Annotated in this window: 12 protein-coding genes and 2 riboswitches; of the genes, 8 read left to right on the forward strand and 4 right to left on the reverse strand. The window is 64.3% G+C overall.

The window, feature by feature from the left end:
• Positions 1 to 106: 106 nt before the first annotated feature.
• Positions 107 to 340 carry a DUF3761 domain-containing protein gene (locus tag GPY60_RS27650; RefSeq protein WP_156685602.1) on the forward strand — a complete coding sequence of 78 codons (234 nt, stop codon included), beginning with the start codon at positions 107 to 109 and terminating at the stop codon, positions 338 to 340.
• A 516-nt stretch (positions 341 to 856) separates the two neighbouring features.
• Here the strand turns inward: GPY60_RS27650 and GPY60_RS00470 are convergent.
• On the reverse strand, positions 857 to 1,156 hold the full coding sequence (locus tag GPY60_RS00470; RefSeq protein WP_156685603.1) for a hypothetical protein: 300 nt from the start codon (positions 1,154 to 1,156) through the stop codon (positions 857 to 859).
• 7 nt (positions 1,157 to 1,163) lie between these two features.
• A riboswitch (SAM riboswitch) is annotated at positions 1,164 to 1,281 on the reverse strand.
• Between the two features lie 246 nt (positions 1,282 to 1,527).
• Between GPY60_RS00470 and GPY60_RS00475 the strand changes: the two genes are divergently transcribed.
• Both GPY60_RS00475 and GPY60_RS00480 read left to right on the forward strand, forming a co-directional pair.
• Complete coding sequence (locus GPY60_RS00475; protein WP_197283479.1) at positions 1,528 to 4,971, forward strand: caspase family protein; 3,444 nt, start codon at positions 1,528 to 1,530, stop codon at positions 4,969 to 4,971.
• Entirely contained in the window at positions 4,968 to 8,645 is a 3,678-nt protein-coding gene (locus GPY60_RS00480; protein WP_156685605.1) for a CHAT domain-containing tetratricopeptide repeat protein, read from the forward strand. The genes GPY60_RS00475 and GPY60_RS00480 overlap by 4 nt, the downstream gene beginning before the upstream one ends.
• Positions 8,646 to 8,869: 224 nt before the next feature.
• On the opposite strand, the gene GPY60_RS00485 is transcribed toward GPY60_RS00480, so the two are convergent.
• Positions 8,870 to 9,364, reverse strand: a complete 495-nt coding sequence (locus GPY60_RS00485) for a hypothetical protein (RefSeq protein WP_231639195.1) — start codon at positions 9,362 to 9,364, stop codon at positions 8,870 to 8,872.
• 161 nt (positions 9,365 to 9,525) lie between these two features.
• A complete protein-coding gene (locus tag GPY60_RS00490) occupies positions 9,526 to 11,286 on the reverse strand; it encodes a putative alpha/beta hydrolase (RefSeq protein WP_231639197.1) in 1,761 nt (586 codons plus the stop codon).
• 287 nt (positions 11,287 to 11,573) lie between these two features.
• Positions 11,574 to 11,685: riboswitch (SAM riboswitch) on the forward strand.
• 33 nt (positions 11,686 to 11,718) lie between these two features.
• On the opposite strand from GPY60_RS00490, the gene GPY60_RS00495 reads away from it, so the two are divergent.
• Together GPY60_RS00495 and GPY60_RS27395 are read left to right on the forward strand one after the other, a co-directional pair.
• Positions 11,719 to 12,324, forward strand: a complete 606-nt coding sequence (locus tag GPY60_RS00495) for a hypothetical protein (RefSeq protein ID WP_156685606.1) — start codon at positions 11,719 to 11,721, stop codon at positions 12,322 to 12,324.
• Positions 12,325 to 12,349: 25 nt separating this feature from the next.
• Positions 12,350 to 12,475 (forward strand): hypothetical protein, encoded by a 126-nt coding sequence (locus tag GPY60_RS27395; RefSeq protein WP_255457193.1) that lies wholly within the window; start codon positions 12,350 to 12,352, stop codon positions 12,473 to 12,475.
• A gap of 1,247 nt (positions 12,476 to 13,722) precedes the next feature.
• Here GPY60_RS27395 and GPY60_RS26485 read toward each other — a convergent pair.
• Entirely contained in the window at positions 13,723 to 14,085 is a 363-nt protein-coding gene (locus tag GPY60_RS26485) for a hypothetical protein (RefSeq protein ID WP_197283480.1), read from the reverse strand.
• A gap of 69 nt (positions 14,086 to 14,154) precedes the next feature.
• On the opposite strand from GPY60_RS26485, the gene GPY60_RS00500 reads away from it, so the two are divergent.
• The 3 genes from GPY60_RS00500 to GPY60_RS00510 all read left to right on the forward strand — a co-directional run bounded on the left by GPY60_RS00500 (position 14,155) and on the right by GPY60_RS00510 (position 18,745).
• A complete protein-coding gene (locus GPY60_RS00500; RefSeq protein ID WP_197283481.1) occupies positions 14,155 to 15,198 on the forward strand; it encodes a glycosyltransferase in 1,044 nt (347 codons plus the stop codon).
• A 798-nt stretch (positions 15,199 to 15,996) separates the two neighbouring features.
• Positions 15,997 to 16,956, forward strand: coding sequence for a hypothetical protein (locus GPY60_RS00505; protein ID WP_231639199.1), 960 nt, complete (start codon positions 15,997 to 15,999; stop codon positions 16,954 to 16,956).
• Between the two features lie 316 nt (positions 16,957 to 17,272).
• Positions 17,273 to 18,745, forward strand: coding sequence for a hypothetical protein (locus tag GPY60_RS00510; RefSeq protein ID WP_156685609.1), 1,473 nt, complete (start codon positions 17,273 to 17,275; stop codon positions 18,743 to 18,745).
• Positions 18,746 to 18,754 lie beyond the last annotated feature (9 nt).

Genomic DNA, 18,754 nt, shown 5'->3' on the forward strand with positions numbered 1-18,754 from the left:
ACCTGGGGTTGACCAATCCTGACCCCCTAACTCCCGGCGAGCCGTCCCAGGAACAGGCAGATGGTTTCCGCTTTGTAACCTTGCTGACCGGCGTATAACAAGCGGGATGAGGCTAATCGCGACAGCGGTGGCAGCACTGCTGACGATGGGGATGACGTGGGCCGCTCCGGCACCGCTGTCGCCATCGTGCGATTACGTGAACGTCGATAATCAGTGTCGGCCGGGCCCCGATCACAGCCAAGACGGAGGCGGTCTAGAGCTTCCCTGCCGTGACGGCACGACCAGCCATGCGACGCATCGACAGGGTGCCTGTTCGGGCCATGGGGGCATTGCACACTAGCCCGAGCAGACCAAAATCGCCCGCAGACGCCGGGGCCACTGGGGCGTTCGACCACGCTTCGCCCGGGTGATGCAGGGGCAGAACCACGCCGAGGTGATGGCGATGAGACTGGTTGTCAGGGAGCTCGTCCAACAGCCGGGACAGCAGCAAGTGCTGCTCAACGAAGCGGAATCCCACTCGTGACCAGAGTTATGACCAGAGCGTCTCGAAGGCCGGCCGACCGGAAAATCACGTAGGTCTTGAGCCGAGGTCAAAGCCGCGAACAGAGAGAATCAAGTACAAGTGCGAGCCCGCGGGCGCTTTTCGGCACCGGCAAATGGGCCAATTGGTGTGTAGGGTCCGCGTTTAGGTTGCGTGACCTCGGGCTTTGCGAGCGGGAGGCGCGCTCGGCCACCAAACTTCTTTCAAATATCTGGCCAGCAAGTACCACGCCCTGGAAGGCCAGCAAGTGGTACTTAGCCAAACCCGCGTCCTGCGACCCTGTCGGTGCACCATGCTCAGGAGCCAACTGTTGCCTCAAGGGGGGTGCTTCGCGTTGAGATCCCGCGAAACCCAGAGGCAAGTCAGGCAGATCCGCACGGTCAACGACCGCACCGGCGACGCGTGGTGCGTGACGACCGTGGTCACGTGCGATTCATCGCGTCCACGACGCGGGCCGGTTGCGATCCACTCGTGCCGGGCCTGCTGCCGTTCGGCGAACAGGCCCATGCACATCTCGGTCGTCTTCCACTTCCCGTACCAGTGCGCCGTCGAACCGGGGTCGGCGAATCGGGGGTACAGCACGCGCCAGTAATGGCGGTACGGCTCTTCTTCCATGGTTGGTGCTCCCGTCTTGACCGGCAGCGCCAGCTACCAGCCCCGGCCTTCTCCGAAGGGCACCGTGCCGGGTGGCGCGGTTGCCGTCCGCCCACGTCGGAGGCGTGCGGGCGAATCTCTTGGCCGTGGTCAACAGTACAGAGCTAAGAGGCGATGGGGCCGAGCCCCATGGAGCTGATGACGGCGACGACAGGAGGTCTGGGAAGTCGCCGGTCAGCTTGTAGGCCGGGTAGACAGCGCTCCCAGTTTCGTCGAGGATCACCGTGTGACCGCAGTCACAGGACGGTCTTTCGGTTACACGCGTGCTTGTGAGAAGGGACGCCATGATGCCCAACGAGGCAAAGGCAGACACAAGACTTTTCGCTTTGCTCGTGGGGATCGACACCTATGAGGCGGTCAATGGCCTGCAGGGTTGCGTCAACGACGTCGAAGCGATGCAGATCCTGTTGATGAACCGCTACGCCGTTCCTGACAAGCGGATCCGATTGCTGGTCAACGCGCAAGCAACCCGCAGAGGCATGCTGGAGGCCTTCGCTGACCACCTGATCAACAACCCCGATATCCGGCGCGGTGATCAGATCTTGTTCCACTACAGCGGGCACGGCTCACAGAGCCCGGCGCGCCCCGAGGACTACGAACCCGACGGGCTTAACGAGACACTCGTCCCCTATGACAGCCGCCTCGCTGACGGGTACGACATCACCGACAAGGAGCTGGCTTGCCTGCTTGACCGACTGGCCTCTGCCAAAGGCGATCACATCACGGTCATCCTGGATTGCTGTCACTCGGGCTCGGGCACGCGTGCTCCGCAGAGCGATTCAGCTGCGCGTGTACGTCGCGTGCCGGCCGACACTCGCATGCCGCCTGCCGGTCTAGATGCCGATCTGGTCGGGCCAAGGGGGGGAGATCCTCGATCGGCAGGGTTGTCCGCGGGGGAAGCAAACCGGTTGCCGTACGTGCTTTTGGCGGGCTGCCGGGACGAGGAACTGTCCTACGAGTACTACGGCAGTGTCGAAGACTCCGCCGCCTGGCACGGTGCGCTGACCTTCTTCACTCTCACAACGTGGCGGCAGCTGCCGGAGGGTGCCACCTACAGCGAGCTCTACGACCGCGTCGCACCGCTGGTGAACGCAGAGTATCGAAGTCAGATGCCGCAGTGCGAGGGCGATCGCGATCGCGTCATCTTCAGCGGTGTCCGGGTTGAGCGCGACCCCCTCATCTCGGTGCACGCGGTCAGCCCGGACGGGGCCGCCGTGCAGCTCGCCGCCGGTCTGGTTCATGGCCTGCACCCCGGAACGCAGTTGGCGATCTATCCGCCCGAGGTGCGCACCAAGTCGGAGATCCAGCAGAACCCGCTGGTCACGGTCGGCGTTGTGTCGGTGACTGCGACCACCGCCGAGGCGACGCTCAACGGGCAGGCGACGCAGCCCATCATCGCCGGCGCCCGGGCGCTAATCACCGAGCAGTCCGATACCGGGCTGCGCCTAGCCGTGCGGCTCGCCGGCGACGAAGTTCACCGCGACGCGCTCGACAGGCTGCGCGCCGAGATCGCCGGTGACCCCCTCTCGCCCTATCTGCGGATCGAGGACGACCCGGGTGCCCCTGCCGACCTTGTCGTGGTGGCACACAATCAGACGCTCGGCATATACGGCGACGCCGACATCGAGACCCCATTGGTGGAGCCGTTCGCTATTACTCCCGCTGGGGCGCAAGGTGACCCGATTCTCAGTGCGCGGAGGGCGCTGGAGAGCATCGTACGTTTCCGCGCTGTGCTGAACCTGAGCAACAACACCGGCTCCACGCTCAACGGAAAGGTCAGACTGGGGCTGCGCCGCTACCTTCCTGACGGGCGCCGCGCGGAGAGTCTGCCGGCTGAGGCGATCGGGCCCGGTGGTGAGCTGTCGGTCTACTTCGATCCGCGCGACAGCTCGCGCAACCTGTGGGTCGTCGACGTGTACAACGACTCTGACGTCGATGTGTACCCCCACGTGTTCACGCTGAGCCCGGACTACAGCATCAAGCGGCTCTACCCGGGGGTCGGTCAACCGGACACCTTTGCGCCCGGTCAGAGTGAGCCGTTTCCGGTCGGCCTCGCGAACAAGACAACGCAACTGGAACTGACGCTGCCCGAGGGCTGGGACGCCTCCCGCGACTACGTCAAAGCCATCGTGACGACTCAACCCAGCGATCTCGGGATGCTCGCCCAGGACGCACTGACCGTTCCGGCACCCGTGCGCGCGGCAGACCGGGGGCCGCGATCGGCGATTGAGAAGTTGATCGACGCGGTCACCTTCGGCCAGCAGACACGCTTCGCCTCCCCATACACGCCCGTGGACGAACAGGATTGGACGGTGGCGCAGCTGGCCATCAACACCATCCGCAAGTACCGCACGATCGAGCTGTCGCCGCGGGCCGATCGTGTTGCGTTGGCCGATGGTCTGACCCTGATCAAGCCTGAAGGGTTCACCGGCTCCGTCACGGTCACCACGCTGGGATCGGCCACCCGTGGCGAGCTCGCCGACACCGACCTGCGTCCACCCCCAGGCCTGGCGTGCTGCCCAGACACCTTCCGACTGACGGGAAGGCCGGGAACACGTGGCCTGGGCCCCACGGGACTGATCCTGGGACTTGACATTGACGATGCGGCGCGTCGCGGGATCTCAGCGGACAATCCGTTGCGTATCGAGCTGCCCCCGGCAGAGCTGCACGGCGCCACGGACATGTGGCCGGTCATCTTCGACGGCGAGGACTACCTTCTCGCCGGCTACGGCGGCGAGGACAGCGTCGTGAACGTGGTCTCGCTGCCGACGCCGGTCACCACCCTCACAGACGGCGGCCGCCGCCCGACCACCCGGGGGCTTGGCCGCACCCTCCGCCTATTCATCTACAAGAAGCTGGGCCGGCATACTCCCGAACTCGCGTTGAGGCGCGCGGATCTCGAAGACAATCAGGTGATCTACCACCCCGCAGAGCCTGGGCAGATACGCCGCGGGCAACGGGTTGCGCTGTTCATCCACGGGCTGGTGTCGGACACACGCTGGATGATCCAGGGGCCCGCGCAGTTCCTGCGCGCGCGGGTAGCGCGGTACGACCACTTTTTAACTTGGGATTACGAGTCGTTCGGCACCGGCGCCGAACATAGCGGCGAGCAGTTGGCGCTCGCACTGCGACGGCAGTGCGGCTTTGGCCCCGACGACGACATTACGGTCGATATCTATGCGCACAGCTTGGGCACCCTGGTGGCTCGGTGCCTGATCGAACTGTCGGGTGGACACGCTTTTATCGACCGCGCTGTCCTCGCCGGTCCGCCCAACCACGGTTCCACGCTGGCCACGACCGGCCGCATGTTGGCGTTCCTGGTCACTCACTTGCTCAACCGGGCCTCGGTGATTCCGCTCCTAGGTTCCCTGAACTGGCCGCTGAAGTATCTCTACGAGCAAGGCGTCGCGCTCGCCGACTTGGCTGTCGACTCTCCGCTCACGACAAAACTTAACAGGCTCGAGGCGCCGTCCAATGTTCCCTATCTGGTGTTGGCCGGAAAAAATCTGCAGAACGAGGCTGAGCCAAACCGCGTAAAGCGGCTCGCGACAAAGATTTTCGACAAAGGGCTCTACGAACTCTTCGGCGACGATAACGACATCGCGATCGGCCTCACGAGCATGCTGGGGCTGCGCGATCATGCTTACCCCCTGCTGACCGCCGAGACCCTTCCGTGTGACCACTTCCAGTATTACGCCACGCCGGAAGGTCAGCAGGCCATACAAAGGTGGGCACAGCTGACGCGCCCTGTTCCCTCGGACACTTGGCCCCGATGAGTGAGCCTGACCCTGCAGTCCTGCGCGCGGCCGCGGATCTGCAGATGGAGCTGTTCGAGATGTTCCACCGTGTGCCTGATCTCGATGATGCGATCAACAACTACTTCCAGGCCTTCAGCGGCGCGGCGCCCGGTGATCCCGACTGGCAGCCCAGCTTGGTCGGTTTCAGCAAGGGCCTGTGGAAGCACTACAAATGCAGCCAGGGGCTAGGGGATCTAGAGACGGCAATCAAGAGCCTGCGTCGTGCGCTCGACCTCATCCCGCCTGGCCAGCCGGACCGACATGAGATCGTCTCCACCTTGGGGGACGCACTGCAAGCTCGTTTCACCCGCCTCCCGCTGGCCGACCTTGACGAGGCCATCACCCTCTACCGTGAGGCACTCGGCGCGACCGAAATCGATCCCGCTGACGAACTCGGCATCAAGGCTGCACTCCTGCGCGCCCTGCTGAGGCGGTGGGAGCGCTCCGACACACCCGCTGATCATGAGGCCGTAGCGGATCTCGACGAGGCGATCAGCCTTGGCCGCGAGCTGCTCGATAGCGCCGGGAACGCGGGGCAAGACCGCGCCACGACCCTGATCAATCAGGGAAGCGCATTGCTGGAGCGTTTCGCGCTCACCGCGGTACCGGCCGATCTGGACGACGCGATCGTGGTTGACCGAGAGGCAGTTGGTGCGACAGCGGACAAGCCGCGGCTGCACATGCAGGTGGTGAGCCGCCTCGCGGGATCCCTGGGAACGCGTTTCGAGATCAACCGCACACCGGCCGACCTCGACGAGGCCATCACAGCCGGCCGGGAGGCTCTCGACGTCACCCCGGTCGGTCACCCGAACCGTCCGTCGATCTTCGTCAACTTCGGTAGCGCCCTCCGCCGGCGTTTCACACCCACCGGGGACGCCGCCGCTCTGGACGAGGCGATCACCACCGGCCGTCAGGCGCGCGAGGAAATCTCGATCACCACACCCCAGCGTCCCACGATCTTGATGAACCTCGGTGCGGCGTTGCGGATCCGGTTTGAGCAATCCGGAGTAAGGGCTGACATCGACGAGGCCATCACCGTTGACCGCGAGGCGCTCGATGCCGCCGAGGCCGGGCACGACGCCCGACCGGCAATCCTGACAGACCTCGGGGGTGCGCTGCAGGCCCGGTTCCAGCAAGCTGGTTCCCGGGCCGATCTGGACGAGGCGATCACCGTTGGCCGCAAAGCCCTCACCGCCTCGAGTCCGCGTGACCCCGACTGGCCGGCCTTGGTGGGCAATCTTGTGGCTGGCCTGCTCAAGCGGTCCGCCCGCTTCAAGACCCCGGCCGATCTGGACGAGGCGATCAACATTGGTCGTGACGCGCTCACGGAAATCCCCACCACCGACCTCGGCCGCTCCAGCATCCAAGCGAACCTGGGCGCTGCCCTGCAGCTGAGGTTCGAGCGAACCGGGACACGAGCCTATCTCGACGATGCGATCACTCTATGCGGCGAGGCGCTCGATGGCGTACCGCCCAACAACCGCAACCGGCCTGGGCGCCAGGCCAACCTTGGGAGTGCGCTGCTGAGGCGATTCGCTCGCTACGACGACCCGGCCGATCTCGATGCGGCAATCGCCAACTACCGCCAAGCCGTCGACGCCAGCCCGCCCCAGGACCCCAACCGGCGCCGGCGCCTGTTCAATCTCGTTGGCGCGCTCGACAGTCGTTTCACGCTCAAAGAACAGGATGCCGATCTCGACGAGGCGATCGGCATATGCGAGACGGTTCTGGCAGGCACCTCCGCCGACAACGCTAACCGACCTATGATGCAGGTCATCTTTGGGACCGCGCTGCGGACACGGTTCGCTCACACTGGGAACCCGGTCGATCTCGAAGAGGCGATCACGCAAGGCCGCGAGGCCCTCGATTCACTGCCGGTCGATGACCCTGACCTGCCTGCGGCGTCATACGAGTTCGGCCTGTCGTTGCAGCAGCGATTTGAGCACGCAGGACATAAAGCGGATCTCGACGAGGCATTGGACAAATTCCGGGCGGCGGCAACGACGCCGTCCGCGCCGGCTGACGAGCGGGCCCTTGCCGCCCAACAATGGGGCGCCGCGGCCGTGCAAGCGGAGGACAAAAACCAGGCCGTTGAAGCTTTCGGCACGGCCGTGGAGTTGATGGCACTCGTCGTCCCACGCTCGTTACAGCGCATCGATCAGGAGTACCAGTTACGCGGGCTAGCAGATTTGGCTTCGGAAGCGGCGGCGGCCTGTCTGTGGGCCGACCAACGCGACCGCGCCGTTGAGCTGTTTGAGCAGGGGCGCGCGGTGCTGTTCTCCCAATTGCTGGACACCCGCTCAGATCTGAGCGACCTGGAGCAGAAGTCGAAGCGCCCCGACCTGGTGGCAAAGTTCATTCACTGGCGCGATGTGCTCGATCAACTTGACTCGCCACCCGCCAGCGGGGTCGACGCGGCAACGGCGGCACGATTGGCTGCCGATGGCCGCCGAGATGCGGCCGCCCAGTTCGAGCGGGTGGTGGGTGAGATCCGCGCACTGCCCGACTGCGAGCAGTTCTTGCGGCCGCGCCCGGTCAAGGATCTGCTGCAGGCTGCCGCCGAGGGCCCGGTGGTGCTGATCAACTGCGCGGCATTGCGCAGCGATGCGCTCATCCTCACCCCGTCGGGAGCGGTGGAACTGGTGGAGTTGCCCGATGTGAGCCCCGACTCCGCGGCCACGCAGCTCGACACGTTCCTCGAGGCGCTCGACGTCCTGTCCAAGAGCCGGCACGCCGGCCCTGCCGCCTTCGCGGACGCAGGGGCGAACGCGGACACGAAGTTGAGCCAGGTACTGGGATGGCTCAGTGATCAGATCACCGCTCCCGTGCTCGATCGCCTTGGCTACAACGCCTCGGATGGGCCTACGGGGTTGCCGCGGGTGTGGTGGTGCCCCTCAGGTCCCCTTGCGCTACTGCCGATTCATGCTGCCGGACACCATGATCAACCGGCAGACTCGAGCGGTGCGGCGGCGGTGATTGACCGCGTTATCTCGACGACGATTCCCACCGTGCGCGCACTGTTGCAGGCCCGCCACCCCGAGACGCAGACCGACCCACGTGTGCTGGTGGTGGCCATGCCCACTACAGACGGGCAGGACCCGTTGCCGGGCGCCCAGAGGGAAGCTCAAACCTTACGAGAGCTTCTGCCCGATCGGGTCGACGCGCTCGGGCTGCGTGACACTGATAAGGCCATCTTCGAGACCGTCATGACCGCCTTGCCCCTGCACGGGTGGGCGCACTTTGCCTGCCATGCTCTAAGCGATCTCAAAAATCCTTCGGCCAGCTTTCTGCTGCTGGGCGACTACCACGATCGGCCGCTGTCGGTGCAAGACCTCTCCGAATTGAAACTGCCGCACGCCGAGCTGGCATTCCTATCGGCCTGCACCACCGCGCGCACGGGGGCGACGCTGCCCGACGAGCCGATCCATCTGGCCGCGGCGTGCCAACTCGCCGGATATCGGCACGTCATCGCCTCACTGTGGCCAATCAGTGACCTCGACACCGTCGGGCTGGCCAAAAACTTCTACACCACGATCACCGAGACCACCGTGAACCAAGCCGCCGCCGCCCTGCACCACGCCACGTGCGACCTACGCGCGCGCCACCGCCAACAACCCAGCATCTGGGCCCCGTACACCCACACCGGACCCTGACCAACCGCGTCCGAGATCATGGTGTCGCGCAGGCGCCGAGATGGGCTTTTTGTGTCGAAATTGACCGATTGCGGAACGGGGGGGTGGAGGTCCGCTCTCGGCAGTTGCGTTGGCCACGACCGGCTGCGCCGAAACTACATGCCGAAAGCGCATTGTTATACGGCACTGGTCATTTTCGGTTCACTAATCCTAAGGGGAGGCATCCCGCATCCCGGTTTTGTGGTTCATCTGACCGCAGAGGTTTGGGCTATCTCAGCGGGTACCGGGATCCCCTCCTTTCGGAGGCTGCCCGGGAAGCATGGCGATGTCCCGATGATCGTCGGGGGTGAGCCGGGCGGATACGCGGACTTGATTTGCATGACATAGCCGTCTGGGGCGTAGCCGAATCTGTTGGGCTTCTCGAAGCCTTGCCGCTCAAGGACCTGCCAACCCCAGCCTTTCCAAATGCCTTCGATTTGACCGAAAATGGCGTTGCTGTCAGTACCCGGTGGAAGATTCAGGTCACCCCAGTAGGCGTAGTTGACGGGAGAATTTTGGTCTTTGGGCTCGTCTTCGCAATAGGCGATTCCCGACCCGGTACCCGCGTAGCGGCTTCCGTCAACTTTGGTCCCCGGGGGGAGGGCGTCGACGGTCTGCTGGATGTAGTGGATCACCGTGTTCTGCGCTTCTTCTTGACTCGCAGGTATTTTCGGTGAGGGAACGGCTGGTGTCGATTCCATCGGACCTCCTGGGATTAGTGTTGCACCAGACGGCGCACCCGACGCGGATTGTTTTTTGGCCGAGGGCGACGATCCCGATGAGCAAGCAGCCAAAAGCCCTATCGTGAGCGAGATTGCGAACAAGCAAACCAGGGCGCGGATCGTCGGCTTCATCGCGGTGATCAGGGGGTGAAGGTGGGCGGGGTGACGTCGACTCTTCCGGCGATGATACGGCCCATGTTGTCGAGCGCCGGGTTGCCGGTGTCCCAGTAGCTGCTATGGGCGGCTACCGTCGGCAGTCCGAAGGGCCAGCCCGGTCCGGGCGCTGCTTCAAACGGGATGCCTCCGAACTTCGAGCTCATCGGGTCGGGGCCCAGTGTCATGCCGGTGACCACGCCGATGACGTCGTTTTGGGCGCGGGTCGCGAAGACGTGCGCACCGGGATCGAGGTTGAGGTCGCTGGCATGTCCGGCCAGTACCCCGGGGCTGCCCACCGCGACGACGTTGTTGGCGTCGAGGTGGCGGCCGCCAAGCGCCGCAGCGCCTACTTCGGTGGAGCCGTAGCTGTGCCCGATGACGGTGTTCAATGAGGGGCCGCCGGCGAGCGCGTCGTTGTGGGAGGCGCGCAATCCGGCTTGGAAGTCGTCGAGCGCGGCGGCCCCGTTGTAGGCGTAGCTGGTCGACGCCGCGTCGACGAGGCTCATTGGCCGGTCGTAGCCCATCCACGTCGTCACTGAAACGTCCTGGGGACGGAGGCTCTTGTCGGCAGCGAGCGTGGCCGACAACATGCGCTCGGATTTCAGGGCGCTGGCATCAAAGCGCGTCAGGTCTTGGCCGGTGCCAGGGACGAAGGTGGCGTCGCGTTTTGCCGTGTCCGGGTTGTTGATGGAGACCGCGGCGTGGCCCTTGTCGTCGATGACGCCGAGGTACCTCGGAAGCTTGCCAGGCGCCACCTTGTCCGGTGGCGGGCCGAGCGAGTCTTTCACCTTCGAATATCCGTCGCGGGCACGATTGGCGGCGTCCCATTGCCGTCGCCAGTTCAGGTATTCATTGGTCTTCAGGAAGGGCATCTTCCCGTTGGCCCAATCCGGGTGCTGAGCACGTAGGCGGTCGAGGTCGGCGTTGTTGGCGGTCTGCAGTTCGTCGAGATGGATTCTGTTGTAGTGGTCACGGTCGGTGAACGGCATGCCCCCGTGGTTGCCGATGAAGTGATCGCGGGCGTATTCCGCGTCTTTCTGTTCGGGCGTGAGCGAGTTCCACACTTGCGCAAACCGGTTGGGGTCGTCCGGCAGCTGTGGGGCTGGCGACAGTGGGCCCTCTTGCGCCCGAATCCCCGCGGGGTCGTATCCGTCACCCTTTAGCGTTCCCAGTGCGGTCTGCAGGGTGTTTGAGTAGCCGTCGCGGGTGGATTGCAGTTGGCCGAGGGCAGCCTTCGTGTCGCGAATGGCGTCGTCCTCGAGTGAGGTGATGTAGGCGTCGAGGGCATCTCTGTCGGCCGCGCTCAGGTTTGGGTGCTCGTTTTCGAGCTCGACGGCCTCGGCGATCATGACGTCGAGCCCCTTCAGTTGCGCTTCCAGCGTGCCGATCTGGCCGGCAGCGGTTCTCTGCGCCGCGGCCAAGGAGGCGGCGATTTCCTCGAGGTCTGCACCAATTCTGGGCAGCTGAACAGACTGATTCCCAAGGGATTTGGTCGCCCGCTGCACTTCGGCGGAGTAGTTGATCGGATGATCGCCGTCTTGATGGTTCCAGGCGGCATCGAAGCGGGAGCGGGCTTGAGCGAACGTCGTATCGGCTTCAGCTGTGGAGCGACCCGCGGCATGAAAAGCGTTCGCCAGGTTGGAAATCTGCAGCGGGCTGCCCGCTTGCAAGGTCCGGTTGATCGCCCAGGGGTCACCGCCTGCGAAGGCGATCAACGCCGGGATGCTTATGTACTTGAGGTGCATGGAATCGGCAGGGAGTTTCGATCAAGCCAGGCCCGAGCAGAGTGCCAGAGCTGGCGACTGGCCGGACGACACGCTGATACATCTCGTATCGACCGCATCGCCACCCCTTTCGCGCTGGCGACAAGGTTAATGTTTTAAATCCAGTGGTCAATTCACCTTCCGGGGGACTTGGCCAGCCAATGCGCCCGAGCGGGATCGGCGAGCTCGGGGTGCTCGCGAGGTAGCGGAGGAAAGGGCCTGAGGGCGCTTTCGTTGAACATGTCGGGGTGCTACTTCATACTGGAATCGCTCAAGAGCGGACGGCTGTACGGGTACCTGGCCCGCTGTCCCGGCAACCGCGCATCCACCGCACGGTGCCCCAGGGGAAGAGCCGGTGCGCGAAGCGTGCAAGTGGTGGACGCCCGAGGGTGGCGTCGCCAGGAATGGCGAAGAATGACTGAGCGAAAACTGAGCGCTACCGACGCGGCGCTGCGCGAACGGATCACCGAGTTGTCGGTGCACATTCCGTGCGGAGGGCTACGGGGTCCGCGGCAGCTAAGAAACCCGGCGTATCCGCACTTGCCGGTGAGGTGGCAGTCGTGCCAAGACGAGGACGCCCCCGAGAACTGGGAGGGATGCGACGTCTCGCGCGACTACGACCTGTGCATCATCTGCTTCCGAGCCACGGCTGGCGGCACGTCTCGCTGGTCCTGGCTTGCCTGCGCCGACTGCCGTGCCGTCAACGCAGCACTGGGGTCGAAATGTGGCGCCCTCCCGTTCGCGCTCGGACGGCACAGCCTGATGAATGGGATCGGCGTCCGCGGCGGTAGTCCGCCCGAAGTCCGGGATGCGCAGATCGCCCGGCTCCTGGCGTTCGCGCGGGGCGACAACCGCCTGCGGGAGTGGGAGACACGGGAGTACGGGAGGTTGGCCAGCCGGTTCGACCCGCTCGCCGACGTTCCTTTGAAGGTGTGGCAACAAGAATGGCCGCCGGGCCGAAGCGCATCTTGGGACGCCTTCTTTCGTCTGACTGGGCTCGAAATCCCTGGCCCCCGCTGATTCGAGCCGATGATTAAGAGGCGGCGTGGCGGGCCTCGTCCAGGCGTTCCAACACGGCCTCGAGCGTCGTCCCAATGGCCGCGGCGACGTGGCGGAGCTCGATGACATCCAGTCGGCGTTCGCCGGACTGGTACAGCTGACGAACGATTGAGGTACGTCTAGCCGCTCGGCGACGTCGACCTGGGTGAGTCCAGCGTCCGGCGCAAATAACGCAGCAAAGCGCAAAGTTGCTGGTATTGCGCGGAATAGGTGGACTTTTCCACCTCGTCAGCGGACGGCGCTCCTGCTAACATCCCAATTCTGGATATTCCGGCTATCGCTCCTCCCGGTCACTGCGACCCGGAAAGAACGAAGGGGCAATGATGCTAAACACCATCGCCGCGTTAACTTTCGCAGTGGCGTCGGTAGGAGCGCCGGTGCCCCTTGCCCCGCAGGGATGCCCTGCGAATTGGGTGGCCAGACCCTCCTACACCTGGCCGTACCAAATGGGGTGCTATCCACCAGAGCCACCGCCGCCGCCCAACGGACACTACCCACCGTGCAACAGTGTGGACCCTCGATTTTGCCCGGGATTGTGGAACTGACCCAGAGGCCGTTGCTATTCCTCGAACCGCAAGCGCATTCATTTAGCTGCCCCCGAGAAGTAAGGCCAAGAATGAAACTGCTCGTAGCGGCGCTCACCGCCGCAGCTGTGCTACCGGTGGCTGGTTTCTTCGCTCCCGCAGCAAACGCCGACTGCTACTCGCCCGCGTATCACTGGCGTGAGGTGTGCACCGGGCCTGGGGGTGCACCAGGCCCCGGGCAGACACCGTTCACTGGCTACCCGGACACACCCGCGCCGATTCACTGCACGTACACCGCGACAGGGCAGGTCGCTGATTGTAGTTCGGGTGGGCCGGCCGATATGCCGCAAAGCCCGATCACCGGCGCCCGACCGGTGCCAAATCCGTGCCCCAACGGCATCGACCCGACGCACACCTCACCGAACTGGCAAGACCCGTCGTGGCCCTTCAATCAGTGCGGACTGCCGAAACGATGACCGAGATCAATTCAGGTTCGCAGACCAGCCCACGGCTCGACAGTAAGTTCCCATGCGATTCCAGGGCGCCTTTCAACCGTTGCAATTAGTGGCTCGTGCCGGAGGCTCAGGCCGGAGGGAGGACTAGCGATGGCGAAGAAGCTCCTCGTGGCGGGCCTTGCCGGGATGACGTTCGGGTTATCCACACCGTTTGCTATCGGGGTCGCCCAGGCCGGGTGCACAGGTTCACCGGTGACTCATAACTGGAGGTGCGACTGCAACCCTGGGTCCTACTGGGATCCGGCCATGGGCGGATGTCATGTAACGCAGGATTGGATAGACACCCACCAGCCGAGCGGGCCATGGCCGATCCACACCTGTCAGACGGCGTCCTGCGCCCCGTAGTAGGTAACACGGTCATCGCCGCTGCCCTGGCATAACAACGTTTGGCGAGCGGCGTTGCTGCGCGAAGATGAGTCAAACCTCCAGTGTTTGGCTAAGGACCAGACCCGGCTATCCGGGAGCAGAGGCCCTTGAGTCTTGCCCCGCCCATAGTTGGAGCGATTGATGACCTTTGTCCCTGGCCCTATTCCCTCTGCGAAATTGTCGCCATGATCAGGGTCGCCCTCGATGCACGCCGCCAGCGGGACAATGGAGTTGCCCGCGTGACGCGACTGGTGGCGACGGCTCTCCGCCGATTGCCAATACGGCTCGTCCTGCTCGGCCCAGTCGATGAACTCCACGGTCAGTACCCCGCGTGCGAGCTCGTACCATACGGTGCTCCGCTCCTCTCGTTGCGAGACCTTCACGGTTTGTCACCCCTACTCGACAGCCTCGACGTGGACTGCTTCGTGGCGCCCCAGTTTTACAACTCGCCCTGGACGACCTGTCCCCAAGTGCGCATCCTCCACGACACGTTTCCCCTGGAACCTGGAGCCCAGTTGCCCCGCGCGTCGGATGCGGGACGCGCATATGGCATCGATGCTTTGCGTGCTGTAAGTGCCGCGCTACTGGGCGCCATTCCGCTCGAGGAGGATCGTTGGGCCGAGAGCCTCTACCGCGCTTACTACGAGCTTGCGGTCAAGAACGCAGCGGTGGTTCTGACGGTATCCGCGACCTCGCGGTCAAGCCTCGAAAGGCACTTTCCGGAGACGGTCGGGAAGATTGATGTGTTGCCGCTGGCACCCGACCCGACCTTGGTCGGCGCATCGGTCCCCGCGATGACCGATCGTGAGAACGACGTCATCCATGTCAGCAAGTTTGAACCACGCAAGAATCAGCTGACGCTGCTTGAAGCTTGGAGTTCTCTGGCGGCCACAACAGCGAATTTCCGCGCCTGCATCGTTGGCTCGCCGAGTGCCCTCTTTCACGACTACGGGGTCCAGGTAATTCAGCGAATCGAGCACGCCCACAGAGACGGTTGGCTGAAGTTTCACCGCTCGATCGATGACCTTCACCTTGGTGAGCTTTACCGAGCGTCGAAGATCTTGTGTGCTCCGTCGACGGCGGAGGGGTTCGGGCTCCCAGCTCTCGAAGGCCTCGCGAATGGGTGTGCGGTCATCGCTCAGCCGGGGACCGCCATCGACGAAATCTGTGGAACCGAGATCGTGCACGCTGCCAATAAAGCAGAGGCGATCGCCGCGCGGGTCGCTGAGCTTCTCACCGACCCGTCCGACCTCCAACAACGGTCGGTATCCGCCGTTTCTCATGCCTCGACGTTCACGCTCGAGCGAACGGCAGAAGAGCTTATGCGGGCCATTGAGCGAGCTCTCGACGTAGAAATGCCGCGCCCCTCACCGAAGGGCGCGGCAGCAAATGCTGTTCAGGGCTTTTCTTACGAAGTGAAGAACTCGTAGGTCCGCCATGCCAAGGTTGCGACATTAGCGAGGATGCGAGTGGTCACAGCGATCCAGCGAGCGCGGCGGAGCCGTTCTTCTCCTAGATCTTCATCGTGGTCTTGATTCATCGTCATAGACACCATGAACCCAAATCGGCGATCCGAGGTCACGCAAGGAGAGCTTCCGTTGCAGAAACCGGCGTCATCGGTGCGTTCCCCCAATCCCGGGGTGCCCACGAGGCTGATGATCGGGTCGTCCGAAGTCAAAACGATGCGCCGGTGGCTTTGGGAGCGATTCAACATCTCGGCAAACTTTCGCACGGAACCGCCAGAGTTTGTGCGCCGCGTTTGGAACGCCGATCCAGTGGCGTGTGCGCACAGTCTGACGGCGACGCTTAGTCGCATGATTCGTGAGGAGAGTTGCGATGCTCGAGTCGCGATCACATGGGCCCGCAGCGCAGCTATTGAGGGCCGAAAGGTTTCCCGGGTCACCATCGCTTCCTCCCTTGGCGTACAACCGCGGGACTTGCACCGGCGTCTCGCCGCTCTGGACGACGCCATCGCGGCGCACGTCTCGGTTCACGGATTCGAGCGCCCTCGACCGATCACTCCACGAGAAAGAGTCATAGCTGGACTGGTCCAGTCCGCCGACGCCCGCGTGTGCGGTTTGGTCGACGAGGCCGACGGCTTCTACCTTGCGGCGGCCGATCTGGCAGGTCTTCCGGCATACGTCCGGATCCGTCCCATCGGCAGTGATCGTACGACGCGCGCGCGTGTGCGAGATCGAGCTCGTCGGACGCTCCCACTCTCGCCCAAGGTGTCACTGGGGAGCACCCGGCGCGACCTCGTGCTTGTCCGGTCCACGCTCGAGAGCGAGCCGGCACAGGCGGTTGGACAGCTGGAGCACGCATGGCGCATTGGCGAGTTCGCGGCGCTTCCGTTGCTGCTCGATCATGCGCTATCAATCGCACCCGACCCCGCCTCCGTCGGCCCCGACCTACGAGGATGGCTCCTCGAAGTTGGGGTGAACATCTACCGAGACGCCGAATCGTTAATGGCACTGACCTGGACGTCCACCTGGATCCGAGAGGCAACGGCGGACGACGCACGCGCGAGACGCATCGCGGCGAACGGGCGGAAAACTCGGGCTCACGTGTTGCAACTCCACGGCTTTCTCGATGCAGCCCGTGACGAGTTGGAAGCCGCGGATGCGGAGTTCTCCGGGGTCGACCGCGAAATCGGTGACTATCAGATCATCAATGCCGATCTCCAGATCAGATCAGCCGCCCTGGCTGCCGTCGCCGGCGATATAGCGGTCGCGCGCGAACTGCTCGATGCGATCAACGATGAGGCGCCCGACCAGATGCGGCTCGGCGCCCAGCGCTACCGTCTTCACGCCGAGAGCATGGCGATCGCTCGTTCTCGCCAGCGGAGATCCTTTTCTCCGGTCAGAGCCGCGAGGTACGAACAGGCGCTAGCCGAAATAGATAATGTGTTGCCGAGCGTCCCTGTCGACCGACAGCTCACCGTCATAGACACGGTGATCGGGGCGGCGTTACGGGTCGGCGACGTTGGCGCTATCCGTGCAGTCGTTGACCGGGTCGACTGGGCAAAGGCAGCCGCACAGCCCAACATTGAGTTCCGACTCGCGGGCCGTCTCAGACAGGCCTCGAATTTGCCCTCCCTGGAGGATCTCGGCGACATCCACCTCCGGAGCGAAGATCATCCGCTCCGACAGGCCGGCATGGTGCCACGGGAGTTGAAGTTCCTTTTGTGAGGCGTCCTCATCGACAGCTCACGGACCTGTCGATCTTGAATGGGGCCCCTGACGTTGGCCGTCGGCGTCGATGAAGAGGGCGGCCGGATTTCGCCGTTGCGGAAACGTATCGGGCCCTCGCCCTCGCCCAAGCTACTTGCCGCGACTAGAACCCCCAGCAAGTGGCATGACCTGGCGCTCAGCCGCGGCCAGGCGATGAAGAAGCTCGGATGCCGCCCGTTCTGTGTTGCCTGTCGGTGTCGCCATTTATCGTTGCCCCGCACGACGGGGGCAGAACAACGCGGCGATCGCGCGTCACTAAAGGGGGAGGAATTGCGTGACTCTTGAGGAGATACAGGCCCTCGGCGGCAAGCCGACCCGCGTTCTGGTCATCCGACCCGGGATCGAGCCGTCAGGCCGATGGGCCACGATGTACGGCCTGAGCCACGACAAGAAGCACGTCCGCATCAGGTGGGAAACCGGAGCGGGGGACGTTTGGGAAATGCCCATAAGCATGCTCGAGCGAATCATCCCCTACGACACCCCGGCGCACATCCCGACGGATGACTACGCTTCGAACAATCCAGCTATCGGCTACGACTCGACGCGTGAGTTCCGCGATGATGACCGAGGCTACTTGGCCTGGCTCGGGGGAAACCCCGACGGCTACGTGATCAACATCGCGCGTAAGCACAGCGCGACCGCGGCGCGTATGCACCGTGCCCGTTGCCGGACGATCAGCGGTCAGAACCCACACGGGGGCCCGTGGACCGGACCTTACGTCAAGGTTTGCGCGGAGCAGCTGGCCGAACTCGAGCAGTGGGCGATCGATCAGGTGGGGCAGCCGATCCCGCCGTGCGGAATCTGCCGTCCGGCTAGCGCCGCCGGACAACACACTTTCCCCAAACAGGCCGAGCGGGCGGCTCCCCCGCCGGTGCCCGACGGCCGCTGGGAAATCAATGGGCCGCGCCCGGACAGCGCCATCGTCGAGGCCTGGGCCGATGACTACATCCGCTTCGAGCGCCGACCCGCCTGGCAAGAGCAGTTGCGGACCGAGATCCGGAATCGCTGCCGACAGCTCGAACCGTCAGCGGGGCGGGTGTTGCACGCCACCTTTTTCGGCGACAAACTCCCCAACGCTGACGTCGAGAACCTCCTGCTCTACAACATCGACTCGTTCGCCGTCGCCGGGCGCGACGGAATCCGCTTCGAGCTCGGCGCCGCCGTGCCGCCTGCTCCTAGCGGGGCCGGCTACCGGGTCTGCTACCGCTACTCGCTCGCGCCGCGGTCGGGCACCTTCGCCGACTGGCAGCAGGAGCGTACGTTGGCGTCGTTCGACTGGACCGACCTTGGCGCGTTCTCCGGCGGGAAGAAGCTGGCGCAGGTCTGGTTGGCACTCGCCCGCAGCAACGTCGAGGTGGCCGCGCCACGCACGCCTGGGAGGCCCTTCACCGTTCGAGTCCGAGTCCGCCCACCAGGTGGGCAAAAGGCGGTGCTCGGCGGATTAATGAAGGGGATTCTTGATGGGGTGGTCTGCGCGTTCCAAGCCCACACCGACACGGCGGTCCTGCCGGAGGTCGTTTCGCGGATCGCAGAGGCACTTCAGGCAGATCCCGCAGAGATCGAGAAGCTATTGCTTGATCGACGCCGAGCCGTGCTCGGCGTCGTGCCGCGGCTGGTCCACCCCTACGGCGAAGGCGTGAAGTGGGACCCGGCAGACCACCTCTGCGTCGCGGGCGAGTTGCTCGGCGCTGAACCGGTGGACCGACGCTGGGCGATCAAGGGTGAGGTCGTCGAGCTCTCCCGCTAGGAGCCGACC

Source organism: Mycobacterium sp. Marseille-P9652 (genome assembly GCF_902652685.1).
Classification (GTDB): domain Bacteria; phylum Actinomycetota; class Actinomycetes; order Mycobacteriales; family Mycobacteriaceae; genus Mycobacterium.

What these genes read in the sequence shown, in the direction of transcription:
- GPY60_RS00470 (WP_156685603.1), bottom strand. Translation starts at nt 1,156, where the DNA reads ATGGAAGAAGAGCCGTACCGCCATTACTGGCGCGTGCTGTACCCCCGA.
- GPY60_RS00495 (WP_156685606.1), top strand. Translation starts at nt 11,719, where the DNA reads ATGACTGAGCGAAAACTGAGCGCTACCGACGCGGCGCTGCGCGAACGG.
- GPY60_RS27650 (WP_156685602.1), top strand. Translation starts at nt 107, where the DNA reads ATGAGGCTAATCGCGACAGCGGTGGCAGCACTGCTGACGATGGGGATG.
- GPY60_RS00480 (WP_156685605.1), top strand. Translation starts at nt 4,968, where the DNA reads ATGAGTGAGCCTGACCCTGCAGTCCTGCGCGCGGCCGCGGATCTGCAG.
- GPY60_RS00490 (WP_231639197.1), bottom strand. Translation starts at nt 11,286, where the DNA reads ATGCACCTCAAGTACATAAGCATCCCGGCGTTGATCGCCTTCGCAGGC.
- GPY60_RS00485 (WP_231639195.1), bottom strand. Translation starts at nt 9,364, where the DNA reads ATGGAATCGACACCAGCCGTTCCCTCACCGAAAATACCTGCGAGTCAA.